20 protein-coding genes and 1 riboswitch are annotated in these 18,571 nt (G+C 41.1%); of the genes, 9 read left to right on the plus strand and 11 right to left on the minus strand.

The features are described 5' to 3' along the window. Positions 1 to 121: 121 nt before the first annotated feature. Positions 122 to 1,567, plus strand: coding sequence for a protein adenylyltransferase SelO (locus tag HNR63_RS12125; protein WP_181520872.1), 1,446 nt, complete (start codon positions 122 to 124; stop codon positions 1,565 to 1,567). 27 nt (positions 1,568 to 1,594) lie between these two features. Here HNR63_RS12125 and HNR63_RS12130 read toward each other — a convergent pair whose 3' ends face one another. Next, positions 1,595 to 4,273, minus strand: a complete 2,679-nt coding sequence (locus tag HNR63_RS12130) for a YheC/YheD family endospore coat-associated protein (RefSeq protein ID WP_181520873.1) — start codon at positions 4,271 to 4,273, stop codon at positions 1,595 to 1,597. A gap of 138 nt (positions 4,274 to 4,411) precedes the next feature. Between HNR63_RS12130 and HNR63_RS12135 the strand changes: the two genes are divergently transcribed. The 4 genes from HNR63_RS12135 to HNR63_RS12150 all read left to right on the plus strand — a co-directional run bounded on the left by HNR63_RS12135 (position 4,412) and on the right by HNR63_RS12150 (position 6,778). Continuing rightward, on the plus strand, positions 4,412 to 4,735 hold the full coding sequence (locus HNR63_RS12135; protein WP_181520874.1) for an alpha-helical endospore appendage domain-containing protein: 324 nt from the start codon (positions 4,412 to 4,414) through the stop codon (positions 4,733 to 4,735). After that, the gene (locus HNR63_RS12140; RefSeq protein WP_246316795.1) at positions 4,716 to 5,831 is read left to right on the plus strand and encodes a KamA family radical SAM protein; all 1,116 of its coding nucleotides are present in this window, start codon (positions 4,716 to 4,718) and stop codon (positions 5,829 to 5,831) included. Before HNR63_RS12135 ends, HNR63_RS12140 begins: the two co-directional genes overlap by 20 nt. A gap of 71 nt (positions 5,832 to 5,902) precedes the next feature. Beyond that, the gene (locus HNR63_RS12145; protein ID WP_181520875.1) at positions 5,903 to 6,520 is read left to right on the plus strand and encodes a Crp/Fnr family transcriptional regulator; all 618 of its coding nucleotides are present in this window, start codon (positions 5,903 to 5,905) and stop codon (positions 6,518 to 6,520) included. Between the two features lie 69 nt (positions 6,521 to 6,589). After that, positions 6,590 to 6,778 carry a YgaP family membrane protein gene (locus HNR63_RS12150; protein WP_019418571.1) on the plus strand — a complete coding sequence of 63 codons (189 nt, stop codon included), beginning with the start codon at positions 6,590 to 6,592 and terminating at the stop codon, positions 6,776 to 6,778. Between the two features lie 58 nt (positions 6,779 to 6,836). Here HNR63_RS12150 and adhP read toward each other — a convergent pair whose 3' ends face one another. Further along, positions 6,837 to 7,850 carry an alcohol dehydrogenase AdhP gene (adhP, locus tag HNR63_RS12155; protein WP_075039573.1) on the minus strand — a complete coding sequence of 338 codons (1,014 nt, stop codon included), beginning with the start codon at positions 7,848 to 7,850 and terminating at the stop codon, positions 6,837 to 6,839. Positions 7,851 to 8,086: 236 nt separating this feature from the next. Beyond that, positions 8,087 to 8,174: riboswitch (cyclic di-GMP riboswitch) on the plus strand. 104 nt (positions 8,175 to 8,278) lie between these two features. Here adhP and HNR63_RS12160 point away from each other — a divergent pair. Next, positions 8,279 to 9,970: a methyl-accepting chemotaxis protein gene (locus HNR63_RS12160; protein ID WP_181520876.1), complete on the plus strand. Its 1,692-nt coding sequence runs from the start codon at positions 8,279 to 8,281 to the stop codon at positions 9,968 to 9,970. A 45-nt stretch (positions 9,971 to 10,015) separates the two neighbouring features. Here HNR63_RS12160 and HNR63_RS12165 read toward each other — a convergent pair whose 3' ends face one another. From HNR63_RS12165 to HNR63_RS12185, 5 genes are all read right to left on the minus strand, one after another. Next, positions 10,016 to 10,204 carry a YfhD family protein gene (locus HNR63_RS12165; RefSeq protein WP_181520877.1) on the minus strand — a complete coding sequence of 63 codons (189 nt, stop codon included), beginning with the start codon at positions 10,202 to 10,204 and terminating at the stop codon, positions 10,016 to 10,018. A 74-nt stretch (positions 10,205 to 10,278) separates the two neighbouring features. Continuing rightward, a complete protein-coding gene (locus HNR63_RS12170; RefSeq protein ID WP_075039570.1) occupies positions 10,279 to 10,407 on the minus strand; it encodes a YfhE family protein in 129 nt (42 codons plus the stop codon). Positions 10,408 to 10,502: 95 nt separating this feature from the next. Further along, positions 10,503 to 11,060, minus strand: a complete 558-nt coding sequence (locus HNR63_RS12175; RefSeq protein ID WP_043966140.1) for a GNAT family N-acetyltransferase — start codon at positions 11,058 to 11,060, stop codon at positions 10,503 to 10,505. Positions 11,061 to 11,303: 243 nt separating this feature from the next. Then, positions 11,304 to 12,431 (minus strand): amidohydrolase, encoded by a 1,128-nt coding sequence (locus HNR63_RS12180; RefSeq protein WP_042536101.1) that lies wholly within the window; start codon positions 12,429 to 12,431, stop codon positions 11,304 to 11,306. A 41-nt stretch (positions 12,432 to 12,472) separates the two neighbouring features. Then, the gene (locus HNR63_RS12185) at positions 12,473 to 13,381 is read right to left on the minus strand and encodes a TIGR01777 family oxidoreductase (protein WP_181520878.1); all 909 of its coding nucleotides are present in this window, start codon (positions 13,379 to 13,381) and stop codon (positions 12,473 to 12,475) included. Between the two features lie 68 nt (positions 13,382 to 13,449). Here HNR63_RS12185 and recX point away from each other — a divergent pair, with 68 nt between their 5' ends. Continuing rightward, positions 13,450 to 14,250 carry a recombination regulator RecX gene (gene recX, locus HNR63_RS12190; RefSeq protein ID WP_181520879.1) on the plus strand — a complete coding sequence of 267 codons (801 nt, stop codon included), beginning with the start codon at positions 13,450 to 13,452 and terminating at the stop codon, positions 14,248 to 14,250. 6 nt (positions 14,251 to 14,256) lie between these two features. Here recX and HNR63_RS12195 read toward each other — a convergent pair whose 3' ends face one another. Beyond that, the gene (locus HNR63_RS12195; protein ID WP_181520880.1) at positions 14,257 to 14,925 is read right to left on the minus strand and encodes an SDR family NAD(P)-dependent oxidoreductase; all 669 of its coding nucleotides are present in this window, start codon (positions 14,923 to 14,925) and stop codon (positions 14,257 to 14,259) included. 157 nt (positions 14,926 to 15,082) lie between these two features. Here HNR63_RS12195 and HNR63_RS12200 point away from each other — a divergent pair, with 157 nt between their 5' ends. Further along, on the plus strand, positions 15,083 to 16,729 hold the full coding sequence (locus tag HNR63_RS12200; RefSeq protein ID WP_181520881.1) for an L-lactate permease: 1,647 nt from the start codon (positions 15,083 to 15,085) through the stop codon (positions 16,727 to 16,729). 53 nt (positions 16,730 to 16,782) lie between these two features. Continuing rightward, complete coding sequence (locus HNR63_RS12205; protein WP_021095756.1) at positions 16,783 to 17,103, plus strand: YfhH family protein; 321 nt, start codon at positions 16,783 to 16,785, stop codon at positions 17,101 to 17,103. Between the two features lie 24 nt (positions 17,104 to 17,127). Here the strand turns inward: HNR63_RS12205 and HNR63_RS12210 are convergent, their stop codons facing one another. The 3 genes from HNR63_RS12210 to HNR63_RS12220 all read right to left on the minus strand — a co-directional run bounded on the left by HNR63_RS12210 (position 17,128) and on the right by HNR63_RS12220 (position 18,530). After that, positions 17,128 to 17,292, minus strand: coding sequence for a YpzG family protein (locus HNR63_RS12210; protein WP_006322047.1), 165 nt, complete (start codon positions 17,290 to 17,292; stop codon positions 17,128 to 17,130). A 1-nt stretch (position 17,293) separates the two neighbouring features. Continuing rightward, positions 17,294 to 17,461 carry a small, acid-soluble spore protein K gene (locus HNR63_RS12215; RefSeq protein ID WP_019418561.1) on the minus strand — a complete coding sequence of 56 codons (168 nt, stop codon included), beginning with the start codon at positions 17,459 to 17,461 and terminating at the stop codon, positions 17,294 to 17,296. Between the two features lie 91 nt (positions 17,462 to 17,552). After that, positions 17,553 to 18,530 (minus strand): metal-dependent hydrolase, encoded by a 978-nt coding sequence (locus tag HNR63_RS12220; protein ID WP_181520882.1) that lies wholly within the window; start codon positions 18,528 to 18,530, stop codon positions 17,553 to 17,555. Positions 18,531 to 18,571 lie beyond the last annotated feature (41 nt).

Below are 18,571 nucleotides of genomic sequence, written 5' to 3' on the forward strand. Positions count from 1 at the left end.
ATGATATATGTAGTAATTCTATTATTAAGTTAAAAATGGAAGGGGAACATTCTGCTTTCTAAAGCAGGAATGATGTTTGTGTCGTCAAGAAAAGTATATGATAAAGTTGAAAGGAGGAAATATGTTGAACGCCAACTGGAACTTTGACAATAGCTATGCTCGTTTACCCGAGCGGTTTTTTACGAAAATACGTCCGACGCCTGTCAGTGATCCAGCGCTTGTCGTGCTCAATCGTTCGCTCGCGGAGGAGCTTGGGTTATGTGCGGAGGCGTTAGCGGGCGAAGAAGGAGTGGCGGTGTTTGCAGGAAACAGTATTCCGGAAGGGGCGGAGCCGTTAGCGCAGGCGTATGCCGGACATCAGTTTGGACATTTTAATATGCTTGGCGATGGGCGCGCTATTTTACTTGGCGAGCATGTGACGCCAAACGGAGAGCGGGTTGATATTCAACTGAAAGGGTCGGGGCGGACGCCGTATTCGCGCGGGGGAGATGGACGTGCGGCGCTTGGACCGATGCTTCGTGAGTATATCATTAGCGAGGCAATGCACGCCCTTCGTATCCCAACGACTAGAAGTTTAGCGGTCGTGACGACAGGGGAAGTCGTCATGCGCGAAACGGAACTTCCAGGGGCGATTTTGACGCGTGTGGCAGCGAGCCATTTACGTGTCGGAACGTTTCAATATGCGGCGCGTTTTTTATCAAAAGAGGAGTTACAGTCGTTAGCGGATTATGCGATAAAGCGGCATTATCCGAACGGTGAACATGCGCCAAACCGCTATCTTTTTTTCCTTGAAGAAGTGATGAAAAAGCAGGCGGCGCTTGTTGCGAAATGGCAATTAGTCGGGTTTATTCATGGAGTGATGAACACGGATAATATGACGATTAGCGGAGAGACGATTGATTACGGACCGTGTGCGTTTATGGACGTGTACGATCCAGCAACGGTGTTTAGCTCAATTGATACGCAAGGTCGCTATGCATATGGCAATCAGCCGTACATTGCTGGGTGGAACATCGCCCGCTTTGCAGAAAGCCTTTTGCCGCTTTTACATGACGAAGAAGAAAAAGCGATCGGACTTGCGCAAAAAGTAATCGCTCAATTTCCAACGCTGTATGAAACGTATTGGCTGCAAGGGATGCGCGCAAAACTTGGGCTTTGTACGGAAGAAGAGGAAGATAAGCGACTGATTGGGGAGTTGCTTCATCTTATGTACACATATCGCGCTGATTATACGAATACGTTTCGCGCGTTGACGCTAGATGAATGGGAGTTTTGCGAACAAGAGTTTCGCGACTGGCATATACGTTGGCAACAAAGAATGGCCCGTCAAGATGTGACGAAAGATGAAGTGTATGAACGGATGCGACAACACAATCCTGCGATTATTCCGCGCAACTACCGCGTTGAAGAAGCGCTTGCGGCAGCGGTTGAGCATGGGGATGATACGGTCATGGAGCGACTGCTTTGCGTGTTGAAACATCCGTATGCGTACACGAAAGAACAAGAAGAATATGCCAAGCCTCCAGCACCGTCTGACCGACCGTATAAAACGTTTTGTGGGACGTAGAAAAGCTCAAGGGTCACTTGAGCTTTTTTAAAATCCTGCGAGATGCTTGGCATATGCGAGCGGATTGAAAAACGTCCGTTCAATTGTTTCACGGTCGTATGATTTATACATACAATCGAATCCAGGTTTTGCATTACATTCAATAAACCAAAGTTTTCCTTGCTTATCGATCGCGAAGTCAATTCCGATTTCTCCGAACGTTCCATACACTCGTTCAATGCTTCGATAACATGTCAACAAAAATTGGTCAATCGTTTGCTTCCACGTTTCGATTTGTTCGTCTGTATAGTGAAAGTATGTTTTAAAAAAATATTCGAAACGGTAAATTTCTGATCCTGTTTGCGAGCTTGTGATTGGGGAGCGGTGTCCACCAACGCGAACAGGATATGACGTAATATCAAGTTGACCAGTTGGCGTTCGTTGAACGGTCGCCCGTAAGTCAATATTTCGGTCGTTCCATGTGATGACATCAATTGCTTGTTGTACAATGATTTTTTTATGTTGAAAAAAAGCTACAATGGCTTCATGAAGTTCTTTCCAGCCTACGATGTTCGTTTCGTATAGTTGGCGCTCTTTGACGTAGCTGTATATAAAATGTTGTTCATCTTGTTTCACGACTCGAACGACCCCGCGCCCATTGCTGCCGTGGCAGTCTTTTAAATAAAGTGTATCGGATAGATCAAACATGTGTTGAACCGTTTCTATCCCTTTGTAACGCATCGCTTTAGGTAAATACGGTTGCATGTCTACAATTTTTTGTAGCTTTTTATGTGTTTCCCATTTATCAAAATAATGTTGTGGATTTATTTTTTTTATGCCATTGATCGTTTGCAATTGTTGACGAATGTAGTCTGATTGCACCATTTGTTTTTGTAAAACTCCTCCGCCACGATCGTACAATATATCTGGAAGTGGAAACGAACGCTGTTTCCATGTAGCGTCTTGCTCGTTGAAAAAAGTTCCGTAAATTTTTTGATGAATAAAGTTGACATCGTGAACGGAGAAAAAATAGAGAATGGTTTTCGCTTTTTTATTTGCGTGTGTGTACTCTACTTGACGAAATTTAGGGAGTTGTCGTTTCAATTTTCGTATTTGCCCGTTGCTAATAAACATGGCCACGACTGGTCCAAGATAAATGGTGTTTTCTTTAATTTTTACGTTCGTTTCGATATCGAGTAGTCCGTCAAACTGTTCAAATACGTGTGCAGGCAGTTCAATAATATCGGTGAAATCGTTTGTTTTGCACTGTCCTGTAAAAGAAAAAGCGCCAATTTGCACATGCGCACGTTCGGGATTCGTTAACTGTGCATGCATATGTTTTGGTATCGTTATGTGATGACCATTTCTTTGTTTGAGGGTTGCACTCCATTGTTGTGTATGTGGCATAGTGATGTATGTTGCGTAATCAATCGTTGCCATAAAAGAGCGAGAAGGTTGTTTTACGTACAACGGAAGACCTGGCCCTGGGTATTTTTCAGGTTTCGAGTTTGCTTCAATGAGCCATATGTGTCCTGATTTATCAATCCCTACATCTAACCCAATTTCTGCGAAATGTCCAAACTTTTTTTCGATTGCTTCACAAACGTGTTTAGCGAATGTGTGCAAATGTGCGATGGATGGAACGGGATACGTTTCACAAAGTGATGAATAAATCGCTTTGAAATCGTATTGACGGTTGTCACGTACAGTTGTAATCGATGAATGTTCTTCCGCTAAGTTAATCAGGTCGTAAATTACTTCCCAACGCCCTTCTTTATTTTTTAACATGAGTATGCGAATATCAAATGGTCGTTGTTGAAACGTCATCAGTAAAATGCCTTGTTGGATGAGAAATGGCTTATGTTTTGTAAATGACTCTACATGCTGCTTTAGTTGTTCGACATTCATTTGTTCAACCATTAAATTGTCATTTTTGATAAACATCACTTCAAATACGTTTTCTCTTTTCATAATGGACATGACTTCTCTTGCGCGGCTACCGTAAAACGATTTAACGAACACGTAGTTGTGTTGATTTATCATCGTTAACACGTCTTCGAATGATTTATATTTCATTGTTTCTGGTAAATGGTGACGAACGGTTGGAACATCGCGTAAACGTTCGTATAACTCCCATTTTCCTAAATAATCAAGTTCATTTATAAACTTTATGTTAGCGTTGTTACGCATTGTCGTACGAATATGTTGGACGAGCGATTTTTGTTCTGATTGAAATGATGCTCCGCGATCGTACATGACGTGGGGGAAAGGAACCCATCGCCGTTCAAACTGACCGTTTACGTATACGTAACCGTGAATCATTTTTGCATCCCAATCGATATCAAAAATGCTGAAAAAATAACTTAAACAACGAGCCTGTTCGCTTGCGACCGCATGGTTATAAACGAACGGTTCGACATAGTCAGTGGAAAAATCGGCGATATAGGCGGTGTTTAAAAAGACTCCGACCACTGGACCGACACATATGGAGTTTTCTTTTTTCCATATGTGTAGTTCATAGTCATCTAGTTGAAAAAAAGGAAAGAGAGAGTCCGAAATGATAAACGTATCGGCATGAGTCGGATGAATATACGCTCTCTCCATCGTCTGGCCAAATACAATATTGTACATCGTTGTTGGTTGAAGCTCAAACTGTTCGTATATAGCAATTGGTAAATAGCAAATATGTTTATTTACATATGTTTCTTTTTTTGTTTTTATAATCATATGCCATTCCTCCGATATTATCGTTTTTACAACATATGTTTGTAGTCATTTTGTTGTTTAGGCAAGTCAATCTTTGAAACAAAAAGAAACGTTAATCATACGATAAGAATAGATGTATAGAAAAAGGAGGAGAGAGCGGTGGGTTTCCCAAACATCCCTAATATTAAACCAGAAATACATGTGGATCGCGCTGATGCCCTCGATTTACTACTTATGTCTATTGCTTTAGAGGAGCTAAGTTTAGCCCACATTTTAAATGCAGAAGGAGAGAAAATTCAATTTGCCTTAGAAGCATTACAACAAAGAAAAATGAAACAAAGCGTCATCGACGATTTATTAAAAATCAATCGTAGCGTTAATAGCGTATTAAGAAATGTGATTAAAGAAGAAATGTTATTGCAATTTAAACAGGAAAATGTGTTAGATGTGATTGAAGATGAGGATGATGATGATGAAGGATGATGTTTATAAACCGAAATATATCACAAATATTGATCATATTTCGCAGTTGTCCGACCATGAAAGAGAAGCGTTAAAACAGGTCGCTAAAACGTACGTGTTTCGGATAAATGACTATTATTTAAGCTTAATTGACTGGTCCAATCTAAATGATCCTATTCGCCGCATTGTGATACCAACATTAGAAGAATTGAATGAATATGGTTCTTGGGATGCATCTGATGAGAAAAGTAACTATGTTGTACCAGGTTGTCAACATAAGTATGAGACGACGGCATTGTTGCTCGTTTCTGAAGTATGTGGTGCTTACTGTCGTTATTGTTTTCGTAAGCGATTGTTTCGTGATGATGTAAAAGAAGCACTATTGGATGTTCGTGAAGGAATAGAGTATATTGAAAAAACATCGCAAATTAATAACGTACTTCTTACAGGAGGAGATCCGCTCGCACTTTCTACGAAAAAGCTCACCACCATTATTGAACGCCTTAGAAATATCGATCATGTTCAAATTATTCGCCTCGGTACGAAAATGCCGCTGTTTTACCCGATGAGAATTTATGAAGACGAAGAACTTTTACGCGCCATTAAAAATTTTTCAACGGTTGATAAACGAATATACATCATGGCACATGTTGATCATCCACGTGAATTAACGAAAGAGGCGAAGAAAGCATTTGAGGCACTACATGATGCGGGTGCGGTCATCGTGAATCAGACTCCTGTTTTAAAAGGAATTAACGATGATCCTCATGTATTAGCCCAGCTCTTAGATGAACTGTCATGGATGGGAATTACCCCGTATTATTTTTTCATCAATCGACCTGTCGCAGGGAATAAATCGTTTGTTTTGCCGCTTCATGAAGTATACCGCATTGTCGAAAAAGCAAAAGCACAAACGTCAGGATTAGGGAAACGCGTTAAACTCGTCATGAGCCATGCTTCAGGAAAAATTGAGATATTAGCGATTGAAAATAAAAAAGCGTATTTAAAATATCATCAAAGTCGATATGGGCATCATGGAAAGTTTTTTGTTCTGGATTGTCCAGATGATGCGACATGGTTTGATGATTTACCTGGAAGTGATCAGTATGCAACGTAGAAAACGTCCCTTTTCTTATTGGAAAGGGATGTTGTTACGTTGTAATATAAGGAAAGAAAGGGGGAGGAATATTGTTTCCGTTTTTGCACGACAACGTATACATAAAGATAAAGCTTTCGAAAGGAACGGTTGTTTTTCGAGAAGGGGATATGTGTGAGCATGTCGCTTTTATCGTCTCTGGTGTCATTCGGGTCGCAAAAATAGGGGAGAATGGAAAAGAAGTGAATTTATATCGCGTTTGTCGTGGGGAGTCGTGTGTGTTGACCATTTCAAGCGTATTGTCGCATTCACCTTTTCCTGCGACCGCTATTGTAGAAGAAGATGCGGAAGTACTAATTGTTCCGAAAGATACGTTTGCGAAGATGATGACAACAAATGTTGAGCTACAAACGTTCGTTTATGACATGATGATGAATCGCTTTATGGCGATGATGCAAATGATTGAGCATATTGTATTTGAAAAGATGGATAAGCGCATGATTGAGTTTTTACTTACACGATGCGACAACAGCAAGGCAAACACGATCGAGATGACGCATGAACATATTGCTGTGGAACTTGGAACGGCACGCGAAGTCGTCAGCCGAATATTGAAGCAATTCGAGCGGGAAGGATATATTCAACTAGCTCGTGGGAAAATAAAAATTGTGGACAAAAAAGGGTTATGTGACAAATTTGCAACAATGTGACTTTATCACAGAACGTTTCTTTTTTTTCCTCTATGATTAAAGATAGATAAGAAGAGGGGAGGAAAAAAGATGAAAGCAAATGTTGGCTCTGTCGATCGCATGATTCGATTCATATTAGGTATTGCACTATTAGGATTATTTTTCCTTGAGGGAAATATAAAATATGTCGGTATTTTAGGAATTGTTCTTATCGCTACGGCATTTATGAGATTTTGTCCACTTTACGTTCCATTTCGGATCAATACGACGAAGAAATAGCTCTGTTCATTTTAGTTGAAATCAAATAAGAAGGCGCCTTCATGACGCCTTCTTTTGCTTAATCTACTTTTAACACAACGCGACCGTTAATTTGTCCTTTTAACATACGATCGAATACATCGTTAATGTTTTCAAGCGGTTGAACTTCGACAATTGTTTTTACTTTTCCTTCTGCCGCAAATTGAAGTGCCTCTTGCAAGTCTTTACGCGTACCAACGATTGAACCGATAATTCTTACTCCATTTAAAACGGTATCAAAAATCGGTACAGGCATTTCTTCTGGCGGTAATCCGACAAGTACGCAAGCGCCGCCGCGACGAATCGCTTTATAGGCCGATTCGAACGCTGCTTTCGAAACAGCAGTAACGACAGCTGCATGCACGCCGCCAATTTTTTCTTTCATCCATTGCGCGGCGTCTTCATGTTTTGGATTGACGACAAGATCAGCTCCCAGCTGTTTAGCTAACTCAAGTTTTTCATCGCCTAAATCGACAGCAACGACGTTTAGCCCCATCGCCTTCGCATATTGAACAGCGACGTGTCCGAGACCACCAATACCGTAAATGGCTACCCATTCACCAGGTTTTGCGCCTGTTACTTTTAAAGCTTTATATGTTGTTACGCCAGCGCAAAAAATTGGAGCAGCTTCTTCAAATGATAAGTTATCAGGAATTTTCACAACATAATCAGCTGCAGCACGACAATATTCAGCATAACCACCGTCAACCGAATATCCAGCGTTTTGTTGATGTTCACATAATGTTTCTTGTCCGCTTAAGCAATAGTCACAATGGCCGCAAGCGGAATAAAGCCAAGGGATACCGACGCGATCTCCGACTTTTAAGTGCGTCACCCCAGGTCCGACTTCTTCGATGACACCGACGCCCTCATGTCCAGGAATGAGCGGTAGTTTTGGCTTCACAGGCCAGTCGCCGTGTGCGGCATGCAAGTCTGTATGACATACTCCACACGCTTTAATGCGCACTAGCACTTCCCCGTATGAAATTGTTGGTTTTTCTACTTCTTTAATTTGTAATGGTTCTTTAAATTGTTCCACAACTGCAGCTTTCATGATTATAATCCTCCTTCTAAATGAAAAGGGATTTTTTGGTCTATGCATATTTAATGTAACATGCATTAAATTTGTTAAAAATATCACAATCAAACTGTTCGAAAAAATGTAAAATTTTTTTGGATAAAAAGGTAAATTTTTGTTTTTTGTCTTGACGAAGTAAAATGTTTCCCTTTTGATCACAAATCACTACTTCCTTTTTCCTAGTTGTTGTGTTAAGATGAAAATGTAAAAAATTGAATAATCGGCAAACTACTCGAAAGGGTAGGGCGCAAAGCTATAGGGGCTACGTCTATTGTATAGATATGCCAGCCAGTTGCCCTTCTTATAAGGAAATGATAAGAAGGTTTTACTGTCGAACGATAGCTGCCTATATATTTGTTTTTGGGCAGCTTTTATTTTTATTAACATAGGAGGTTGAAAGAAACATGAAGGTAACGGTAAGAAAAAAATTAGTGGCGACGTTTCTTTCCGTATTATTGTTGTTTGTCGTTGTAAGTATGTTTACATATAGTCGGCTAGAGACAATTGATAAACAATATTCAGAAGCGATGAAAAAAGGATTTGAACGGATTACGCTCGTTACAAACATGCAAAATGCGATGTTACGTGAACAAATTGCTGTACGGGGGTATTTAATTAATGGAAAGCCGGAAAGCTTAACCGCATTTGAGAAAGCAGCGAGCGAGTTTTCGACTAATCAAGAAAAAATGGAGTCATTACAGCTAGAGGGGAAAGTAAAGCAGGCCGTTGACCGTTTAGTGAAAGCAGAACAAGAGTATCGCGACATTGCGAAACAGGCGATTGAATTTAAAAAGCAAGGTCAAATGGATGAAATTTCACGGATCATGAAAGAGCGAGGAAATGCGATTACGGTTGAAGTGACAGAGGCAGGGGAACAAGCGCGCGCAGCTCAAGCGGAGCATTTACAGCAAATGAGCGAAACATTGTCCGAACAAGCGAAACAGATGAAATATATGACGCTTATTACAATCGGTGTCGCTTTTCTTGTGAGCATCGCAATTGCACTATATATTAGCGAAAAAATCTCCAGACCTGTTAAACAAATTGCTGAACATGCTGAAAAAATCGCACACGGTGATTTGTCTGTTGATGATATTTACGTGGCAAATCGTGATGAAATTGGGGATTTAGCCAAAGCGTTTAACCAAATGGTTCACAATTTGAAACAACTTATTCAACAAGTAAGCACAGCGACTGAGCATGTGTCTGCTTCTGCTCAAGAATTAATGGCAAGCGCTGAACAAGCAAGCGCAGCGACAGAAGAAGTGACGACAGCGATTCAAGAAGTAGCCCAAGGAGCAGAAATGCAAGGGAAACATGCGGAGGAGAGTTCGCAAGCCATCGGTGAAATGGCGGCAGGAATTGAGCGAATGGCTCAAACAGCAACTGTCGTGGCGAACTCAGCAACAGAAACGACAAAACAAGCTACTGTTGGACAGCAATATTTACAACAAGTTGTGACGCAAATGAATACGATTAACGAATCAACAAATGAAACGAATGTAGTTATTAAAGAGTTAAATGAGAAGTCTGCCCAAATTGGAAAAATTGTTGACGTCATCGTCGGTATTGCTGAACAAACGAATTTATTAGCACTTAATGCAGCGATTGAAGCGGCACGTGCTGGAGAACACGGAAAAGGATTTGCAGTTGTGGCGGATGAAGTGCGTAAACTCGCGGAGCAATCTCGCGAATCGGCAAATCAAATTGCGCAATTAATTGAGATGATTCAACAAAATACAGGTTATGTTGTGCAAATTGTCGGCAAAGGAACGGAAGAAGTGAAGCAAGGAACAAAATTAGTGGAACAGACCGGAACGTTCTTTGGACAAATTTTGCGTTCCATTGAACAAGTGAATGCACAAATTCAAGAGCTATCAGCGATTTCAGAACAAATGTCAGCGGGCGTCCATCAAGTGCATGCTTCAATGGATGAAGTATCTTCTATTGCGAAACGGTTTGTTGAACGGACGACCGAAATTTCTGCTTCTTCTGAAGAGCAGCTTGCTTCAAGTGAAGAAGTGACATCTGCCGCTACATCGTTAGCAGAAATGGCGGAGCAATTGCGCAATGCTGTCGCAACGTTTAAAGTATAGTTTGAAAAGGTGTCCCGTCGTTGTGTTGGGACACCTTTCTTTTATCTAGGATTTTCTTCTTTTGCTTTGGCGAATGTCAGCTGCTTCAGCGCGTGCTTGTGCCTCTAAATCTTCATGATCAGCCAATTCTGTAGAAAACTCTACATCATAGCCGTCTGATTTCATTGTTTTTGGTACTTGAGGCATCGTCGATTTGTTTTTATCTCTCGTTTTTTGACCGCGTGAACGACCCATCACTTTTCCCTCCTCTTTGCTCATCTCGTTAGTAGCATGTGATGAACGATGGAAAAAATGAATGGAGAATGTTGTTAATGACGAGCATGTTTGTCGGTAAACCCACCGGCTTGGTCCGCGCGTTTGAAATCGCGGGCGTATGTCACTTCTTGTGCGCTAGAGAGCGTACTTTTTGTTTTTTCACGTTTCTTTTTGTCAGGCATATGTATCCCTCGCTTTTATAAAAATGTCACGTTAACATTATGAACAGAAAAATAAAAAATTATCCAAATAAAAAAACCTGTTCGCACAGAACAGGTTATGCTTCTTTTCGCTGTTGTTCATCGTCAAGTTTTTGTTGGCGCATCGCATACAACGTATAGTTGTCCTTTGAAATTTCATATAAGTTATATATATCTTCGCCTTGGTTTATTGCTTCCCATAATTGCTTTCTCGTTTCATTAGCAAGGGTGACGTAAGGAAGTTTTTCAGCGGCTTTTGTGGAGCGGACGTTGACTTTGCGAATGCGCATGAAGATCGTGTTGATGGAACGTTCGTAAAACAGTTCATTAAAGAAGGCGTCTTTTGCGATTTGATTGTAACCTTTCCCATGATACGGCTTCCCAAGCCATGTGCCTAAAAAACCAGCGCCATCTTCAATGTCAAATAAGTTAATCGTTCCAATCGGATTGCCCCACTCATCTAAAATGGTGCGCGAAATAAGTTCACCGCGTTCTTCGGCTTCAATCGTTTGCTTCGTTATAAACAAAAATTCTTCGTATGAATTTGCTTTATGGCGCACGAAAGGGAAGACGTCTGGGTGCACCATAAGCTCGTATAACGCTTGACAATCTTGTAGTTCGCGTTTTTTTAACATCGAATCTCCCTCCATTCACGAGGGCAGTCGACCATAGGGAACGAGCCACCCTCGAAATTTTTTAATTTATGCAAATCAAAAAATTTCGGGGTGGGAATCGAACCCACTAGAACCAGCGCACTGCTGGTGGCGCACCATTTGCCTTCCCTTACTGTCGCATCGATATATAGTTTTGAACGTATATTTCGCATATAGCCTTTTATATCATACTTGAAACGGTGTAAAAAATAAATAGTTTTTTTGTTAATTTTTTTTGTATATTATTTCCCCATTAATCATTGTAAATATAGGGGTTGCAATATAGTGAAACGGATGGTAATTCCAAACGACAATATCGGCATCTTTTCCAACCTCTAAGCTGCCGACACGGTCGTCTACTCCTAAATTACGTGCTGGTAAAATCGTAATGCCTTCGAGCGCTTTTTGTTCATCAAGCCCTTCGCGCACAGCGATGGCAGCGCAAATGTGTAAATATTGAATTGGCGTGTATGGATGGTCTGTAGTAATAGAGACATGAACACCTGCATCACATAAAATTTTGTACGTTTTCCAACTTTTATTTTTTAGTTCTACTTTGGATCGGCGTGTTAGTGTTGGTCCGACAGACACTTGTAAGTTTCGGCCTTGTAGCTCCTCAGCGATTAAATGTCCTTCTGTACAATGTTCGATGCGTAAATCAAGCCCAAACTCGTCGGCTAGGCGAATGGCGGATAAAATATCATCAGCGCGATGGGCGTGAACACGAATCGGAATTTCACGATTTAATGCTTGAATGATCGGGATCGTGCGAAAATCGTGCGGCCAATCGCTATATTTCGCGTTGTAAAACGTTTCGCGAAGCATTCCCATAATGCCCATGCGGGTAAGTGACTCTTTATTCCCTTGGCTATGCATTCGTTTCGGGTTTTCACCAAGGGCGATTTTTAAGCCAGCTGGTTGTTTAATAATCATGTTTTCGACGTTTTTTCCGTACGTCTTAATGACTGCCGTCGTTCCACCGATGACATTCGCGCTTCCAGGCATAATATGAACCGTTGTAATGCCGTGTTCAATCGCATCCCGAAAGCCGGGGTCGAGCGGATATACGCTATCAATAGCACGTACATGTGGAGTCATCGTTTCAATCGTTTCATTTGCATCGTTACCTGCCCATCCGGTTCCTTCATCATACAAACCGAGATGTGTATGCACATCAATGAAGCCAGGGAAAACATATTTTCCAGATACATCGATCACTTCTGTTCCTTCGTGAACAGGAAGATCATAACCAATATGTGTGATTTTCCCGTTTTCAATACGTACATCTGCCCCCTTCATCGGAGGAGAAGTAATTGGATATACGATCCCGTATTTGAGCAATATGCTTTTCATTCCAAGAAGCTCCTTTATTTCTTTTTCGTATAGTGTATTCGTCACGATTTTAGTATGTTCGCTAGCGCTCGATCAATAGTGGGAAATGCAAAATGATATCCTGCTTGAAGTAGTTTTTCAGGGATGACACGTTGTCCTTCTAACACAAGCATGCTCATTTCCCCTAATAATACTTTTAGGGCGAAGGATGGAACAGAAAGCCAATGTGGGCGATGTAATATGTTTGCCACCGTTTTTCCAAACTGCTCCATCGTTACAGGATATGGAGCGGTGACGTTAATCGGGCCTGATACGTTTTCGTGTCGAATAACAAAATCAATGGCACCAACGATGTCCTCTATATGCACCCATGACATCCATTGTTTACCGTGTCCAATCGTTCCACCAATGAACCATTTGTAAGGAAGAACGATGCGTGGAAGAGCCCCACCGTCTCTTCCTAAAATAATGCCGAAACGCATAAACACCGTTCGGACGCCGAGCGCTTCCATGCGCCGTCCAGCTTCTTCCCATCGTTTTACGGTTTGAGCTAAAAAGTCTGTTCCTGTCGTTTCATTTCGCTCTGTAAACGTCTGATCAAGCGACGTGCCATAAATGCCAATGGCGCTCGCTTGAATGACAACGTTTGGCATTTGTTTCATATTGGAGATGAGGTCATGTATCGCATTTGTTGCTTGTAATCGACTTTCTACAATGGCTCGCTTTCTCGCTTCGTTCCACCGTCCACTATTAATCGATTCACCAGCTAGATTAATGATAACATCGATCGAAGGCAATTGTTCGATAGGATTCGCACCGTCAGTTAGCCATTGCACATAATGAACATACGGATCGTTCTCCCGTTTTTGAGCGTTTCGCGTTAATATATACATATGATGGCCATTTCGTGTAAAATATGTCGTCAATGCTTTACCGACAAATCCGGTTCCTCCAGCAATTAAAATATTCATTATTTTCCCTCCTTTCCTTATATTATGCGTTTTTTTAAAAGAAAAAGAAAGAAAAGGTGTGTTCAACGATGCGAATTGAAAAAATTGAAGTAGATAAGAAAAATGCTGAACGTTTTTACGTCCATCTTGTCAAAGAAGATGGAGAGAAACAACTCGTTTCTGTTGATCAAGACGTATTGATTGAGTATCGGCTGAAAAAAGGAATGACAGTAACAGAAAAGCAATGGATGGAAATGATAAAAAAAGATGACGAAACACAAGCATATAAGATGGCGCTTCGTTTTTTAGCTTACCGTATGCGTTCGAAACAAGAAGTTATGGATCATTTAGAAAAAAAAGGAGTAGATCATGGGACGATCGAACGAGTAATTGGGAAGCTACAAAATGAGCGATATATAGACGATGAACAATTTGCACATGCGTACGTACAAACGCAATTGAATACGACGATGAAAGGGCCTTATGTTATTTATAAAGAACTGATAGATAAAGGAATATGTGAAGATACGATTGCGAAAGCGATGGAGCGTTATACGGAAGAGATGCAACAGGATAAAGCGATGAAGTGGGTTGAAAAAGTAAATAAACAATCAAAAAGACGATCATATCAAGAACAAAAAGCGTATATAGCGCAACTGTTGCATATGAAAGGTTTTCCTGCCCATATCATTGAGAGGGTAAAGCAACAGGTCACTTTAAATGATGAAGAACAATGGAAAGCGCTCGTATATCATGGAGAAAAGGCACATCGTCGCTATGAAACATATGACCGTTATACGTACGAACAAAAAATGAAACAAGCACTATACCGAAAAGGGTTTCCAATTTCGTTAATTGAGAAATTTTTGGAAAAGAAAAAGGAGGATTAATTCCTCCTATTCAACGATTATTTCTGGTTGGCGTTTGTATTCATTTACGATCGTTTTCGCTACTTGTTTAGGAGAACGAAGACGAGAGCGATCTTGAATATGGTTGCAATCGTCCCAAAAAGGTGTGTTCATCCCACCCATATATACAGCGGTGACGGCAACGTTCGTTTCCGCAAGCTCCTTTACAAGACTTTCGCTAAATCCGCGCACAGCAAATTTGCTTGCGACATATACACTTTCGTTTACTTTGCCACGCAACCCAGCTGTCGAAATAATGTTCATCATATTTGCTTCTGGCAACGTCTTAAAATACGGAAGAAACGCTTTTGTCATATATATTGTGCCTTTGACGTTAATGTCGATCATTTCATGAATATGTTGCTCCGTCATTTGTTCAAGCGGTCCGAAATAGCCGACGCCTGCATTGTTAATGAGCATCGTTACGTTATGCTTCTGACAAAGCATTTCCGCTGCTTTATGCACTTGTTCATTATTTGTAATATCAAGCGAAAAAGCGACTGCCTTCCCTCCAAAAGATTCAATTTGTCGTTGGACAGATTGTAGTGGCTCCTTTCTTCTCCCGACTAAAATGATTTCGTACCCTCGTTGTGCATATAAAAGGGCAAGTTCTTTTCCGAGACCCGTTCCAGCCCCTGTGATAATGATACTTTCCATTACTTTCATCCTTTCGTATATCATATATTCACAACAATATGGAAAACGTATACATAAGTAGTTGTCAAGAAGTAGTCAAATGTAATTGTGAATATATGCACAAACATATGGTATAATGTCTTATGTCATTATATTACAACAAAGAAAGGGGAACAATATGAGCTTTTCACAAGTGATTACAGCTTCTACACCGGTATTGGCTGTCTTTCTTTTTCTCGTTTTACTGCGTTTACCGGCGGCAAAAGCGATGCCGATTAGTTTTCTTATTACTGTTATTTTATCATTATTTGTTTGGAAAATGTCCGGCATTCAAGTGGCAGCTGCAACGATTGAAGGGATTATTGTAGCTATTTCAATTTTATGGATTATTTTCGGTGCGATTTTGTTGTTAAATACGTTGACGAAAAGTGGAGCGATGGATACGATTCGAAGCGGATTTTTAGGCATTACGCGCGACCGGCGTGTGCAAGTTATCATTATCGCATGGTTGTTTGGTGCATTTATTGAAGGAGCGGCAGGATTCGGCACGCCTGCAGCCATCGGGGCCCCACTTCTTGTTGCTTTAGGGTTTCCGCCACTTGCCGCGGTTGTTGTTGCGCTTGTCGCAGATAGTAGCCCTGTTTCGTTCGGAGCGGTCGGAACACCAATTATTGTCGGGGTAGACCAAGGGCTTCGCGAAGGAAATTCTGTTGCCCAACAAGTGCAACAAGTGATCGGCACAGCCGATTTATCTACGTTTCTTCAAACGCTCGCAAAACAAGCAGTGTCGTTTGACATTGTAATCGGTACGTTCATTCCGCTTATTTTAGTGCTTATTTTAACGCGCTTTTTTGGAGAAAATCGTTCGTGGAAAGAAGGATTCGAAATTTGGAAGTTCGCCTTATTTGCGGGGCTTAGCTTTACACTTCCAGCCTTTCTCGTTGCTTCTTTTCTCGGACCAGAGTTTCCGTCCATGATCGGTGGATTAATTGGCTTGGCGATCGTTGTGCCGGCAGCGAAAAAAGGATTTTTATTGCCAAAAGAGCCATGGGATTTTAAGAAAACAGATGGAATACAACATGTCGCGAACGTACAAAAAAATGAAATGCCACTTTTACTTGCATGGATGCCGTATGTTCTTGTGGCGATTATTTTAGTGTTGACACGTTTGCAAAACTTGCCGCTAAAAGCATGGTTACGTTCTGTGAAAATACAGTTCAACAACATTTTAGGAACAAACATTAGCACATCGATTGAACCGCTATATTTGCCAGGAACGATTTTCCTTGTCGTCATCTTTATTACGATTTTTATGCATAAAATGAAGCGAGAAGATGTCGTGGCAACGATGAAAGAATCGGCATATACGCTGATCGGTAGCGCCATTGCGCTCGGAACAGCTGTGCCGATGGTTCGCATTTTTATTAACTCTGGTGTAAACGATGCAGGGCTTGCTAGTATGCCAATTGAGTTAGCGTCGATGGTCGCTGGGGGAGTAGGGGCTGCTTGGCCGTTAGTTGCTCCTTTGATTGGGGCCCTTGGTTCGTTTATTTCCGGTAGTGCGACGTTTAGTAATATGATGTTTTCATTATTCCAATTTAGCATTGCTGATCAAATTCAAGTGCCTCATCATATCGTCATCGCTGGCCAAATGTTAGGGGCGAATGCAGGTAACATGGTTTGTGTATTAAACGTTGTTGCAGCGGCTTCCGTTGTTGGTCTAGCTGGGAAAGAAGGAACGATCATTCGTATGACGCTCATCCCGATGCTTTATTACGTATTGATGACTGGAATATTTAGCCTTCTCTTGATCTATGTATTTTAGCTTCACTTTATGATACGATGAAAATGAAGTTGTCATAAAGTGGAGTGGGGAGAATGGACCAAAAACGGTATAGTGAAATGAGCGAATGGGAATTAAAACAAGAGATTGCCACATTAACTGAAAAAGCACGCAAAGCAGAACAAATGGGAATGGTAAACGAATACGCTGTGTATGAGCGGAAAATTGCCATGGCTAAAGCATACTTATTAAATCCCGATGACTTTCTACCGGGAGAATTTTACGAAATTGAAGGAGATCCGCAGTCGTTATTTAAACTTCAATATATAAACGGCGTATTCGCATGGGGGTATCGTTTGAATGATCCGAACACCGAAGTGGCGTTGCCCATTTCATTGCTAAAGAAAAGAGGTTGACACGTCCGCCAACCTCTTTTTTCATTAAATTTTCCTTTTACTTACTTCGGAATGTAAAATCATTAAACTTTGTGATTGTTGTGTTTCGCCATTTACTTGGGCATGAGCGTGTTTCGGGTTTGCCCATGGTTGTGGGAACGGATCGGAATAGCGGTTATCATAAAATTTTTTACGCCAATGTTTACCCATTTTATTCCTCCTCGATGTCGCCTCGTTTATTGGACGCGTGCATTCGTTCTTGAGGGTGCGTATTAATCGTGCCGTTCGCACGTTTTGATGCGTACTCTGCTTTTGCGCGTGGCTCGCCTTCTAATTTTTCATTGTTTTGATTCGGAAAGCCTCGTTCTTTATTGCTCAATGTTAGTCCCCCCAGCCGTTCATTTCGTGCTTTTTGAGCACACGTATAGTATTCGTTAATAAACGTCTATTTATGAACGAGCCTCGTTGCTTTAGCTTGGAATAAGTTCTAATTTTTTGCGCAATTTCTTTTCGCTAAAAATCCATCCTGTATATGAGCTAACAATATTTAGGTCGAGATCGAGTTGGACGACTGCCACAAACGGATAATAATTTTTGCTTCGGTAACGCAAGTCGATGAAGCGCACTTCATAATGATCGTTATATTCATGAATTTCCCAACGATATACAGGGGAAAACGATAAAAATGCAGCTAAATTTTCATCTTGTTTTGCTTTTTCAATGATTGGGATGTCTGGAATCGGACATTTTTCGAATATGTCAAGTACATCAATTGTCCCGTTTTGTGCGCGCGCAACGTAAAAATGGTTTGATGTCGTCACAGCTAAATGCCATTCGTTCCATTTTATTGTCGGAACGGTAATGACTTGTTCAACATCCGGAAACATTTGTTTCAACTTGCGTTTTATTGCTTGTTGTTGACGAAAACGAATGATATAGTAACCAATGAGCACGACATATACAGCTAGAAACGTATACCCCGCATGTTGTCCGTTCAACCATAAGACGACGCCAGCTAAGTGAACAATAAAAATAAACGGATCGAACGTGTTAATGATACCGAGCGCAACCCATTTTTTTGAAAAAGGACGCAACGCTTGCGTGCCATATGAATTGAAAATATCGACAAACACATGTACGCTAACGGCGATAAATGTCCAAAGGGCTACATGGAAAAAAGACGTGTCATATATATAAAAGAGAGTGACGCTAATGAGCAATGTCCAAATGAACAAAGCGGGGATCGAATGTGTCATGCCACGATGATTGCGAATATATTTCGCGTTATTTTTTAATTTAAAAACGGTGTCAATATCAGGTGCTTGTGACCCAACGAGCGTGCCGATCAGCACGGCATGCGCAAGCGTTGGATCGTTAGCGATCGCTGGATCGAACGTAGCTAATCCACCTAATGCAAACCCCATTAAAACGTGTGTACCTGTATCCAAATAAAAGGCCTCCTTTTTCTGATTGGACTTACTTTTAGTTT

The organism is Anoxybacillus ayderensis (assembly GCF_013761015.1).
Taxonomy (GTDB): Bacteria; Bacillota; Bacilli; order Bacillales; family Anoxybacillaceae; genus Anoxybacillus; species Anoxybacillus ayderensis.

Bases quoted from the DNA above. Each gene is read 5' to 3' on its own strand.
- HNR63_RS12125 (WP_181520872.1), top strand. From the start codon at position 122: ATGTTGAACGCCAACTGGAACTTTGACAATAGCTATGCTCGTTTACCC.
- HNR63_RS12130 (WP_181520873.1), bottom strand. From the start codon at position 4,273: ATGATTATAAAAACAAAAAAAGAAACATATGTAAATAAACATATTTGC.
- HNR63_RS12140 (WP_246316795.1), top strand. From the start codon at position 4,716: ATGATGATGATGAAGGATGATGTTTATAAACCGAAATATATCACAAAT.
- HNR63_RS12150 (WP_019418571.1), top strand. From the start codon at position 6,590: ATGAAAGCAAATGTTGGCTCTGTCGATCGCATGATTCGATTCATATTA.
- adhP (WP_075039573.1), bottom strand. From the start codon at position 7,850: ATGAAAGCTGCAGTTGTGGAACAATTTAAAGAACCATTACAAATTAAA.
- HNR63_RS12160 (WP_181520876.1), top strand. From the start codon at position 8,279: ATGAAGGTAACGGTAAGAAAAAAATTAGTGGCGACGTTTCTTTCCGTA.
- HNR63_RS12165 (WP_181520877.1), bottom strand. From the start codon at position 10,204: ATGGGTCGTTCACGCGGTCAAAAAACGAGAGATAAAAACAAATCGACG.
- HNR63_RS12170 (WP_075039570.1), bottom strand. From the start codon at position 10,407: ATGCCTGACAAAAAGAAACGTGAAAAAACAAAAAGTACGCTCTCTAGC.
- HNR63_RS12175 (WP_043966140.1), bottom strand. From the start codon at position 11,060: ATGTTAAAAAAACGCGAACTACAAGATTGTCAAGCGTTATACGAGCTT.
- HNR63_RS12180 (WP_042536101.1), bottom strand. From the start codon at position 12,431: ATGAAAAGCATATTGCTCAAATACGGGATCGTATATCCAATTACTTCT.
- HNR63_RS12185 (WP_181520878.1), bottom strand. From the start codon at position 13,381: ATGAATATTTTAATTGCTGGAGGAACCGGATTTGTCGGTAAAGCATTG.
- recX (WP_181520879.1), top strand. From the start codon at position 13,450: ATGCGAATTGAAAAAATTGAAGTAGATAAGAAAAATGCTGAACGTTTT.
- HNR63_RS12195 (WP_181520880.1), bottom strand. From the start codon at position 14,925: ATGGAAAGTATCATTATCACAGGGGCTGGAACGGGTCTCGGAAAAGAA.
- HNR63_RS12200 (WP_181520881.1), top strand. From the start codon at position 15,083: ATGAGCTTTTCACAAGTGATTACAGCTTCTACACCGGTATTGGCTGTC.
- HNR63_RS12205 (WP_021095756.1), top strand. From the start codon at position 16,783: ATGGACCAAAAACGGTATAGTGAAATGAGCGAATGGGAATTAAAACAA.
- HNR63_RS12210 (WP_006322047.1), bottom strand. From the start codon at position 17,292: ATGGGTAAACATTGGCGTAAAAAATTTTATGATAACCGCTATTCCGAT.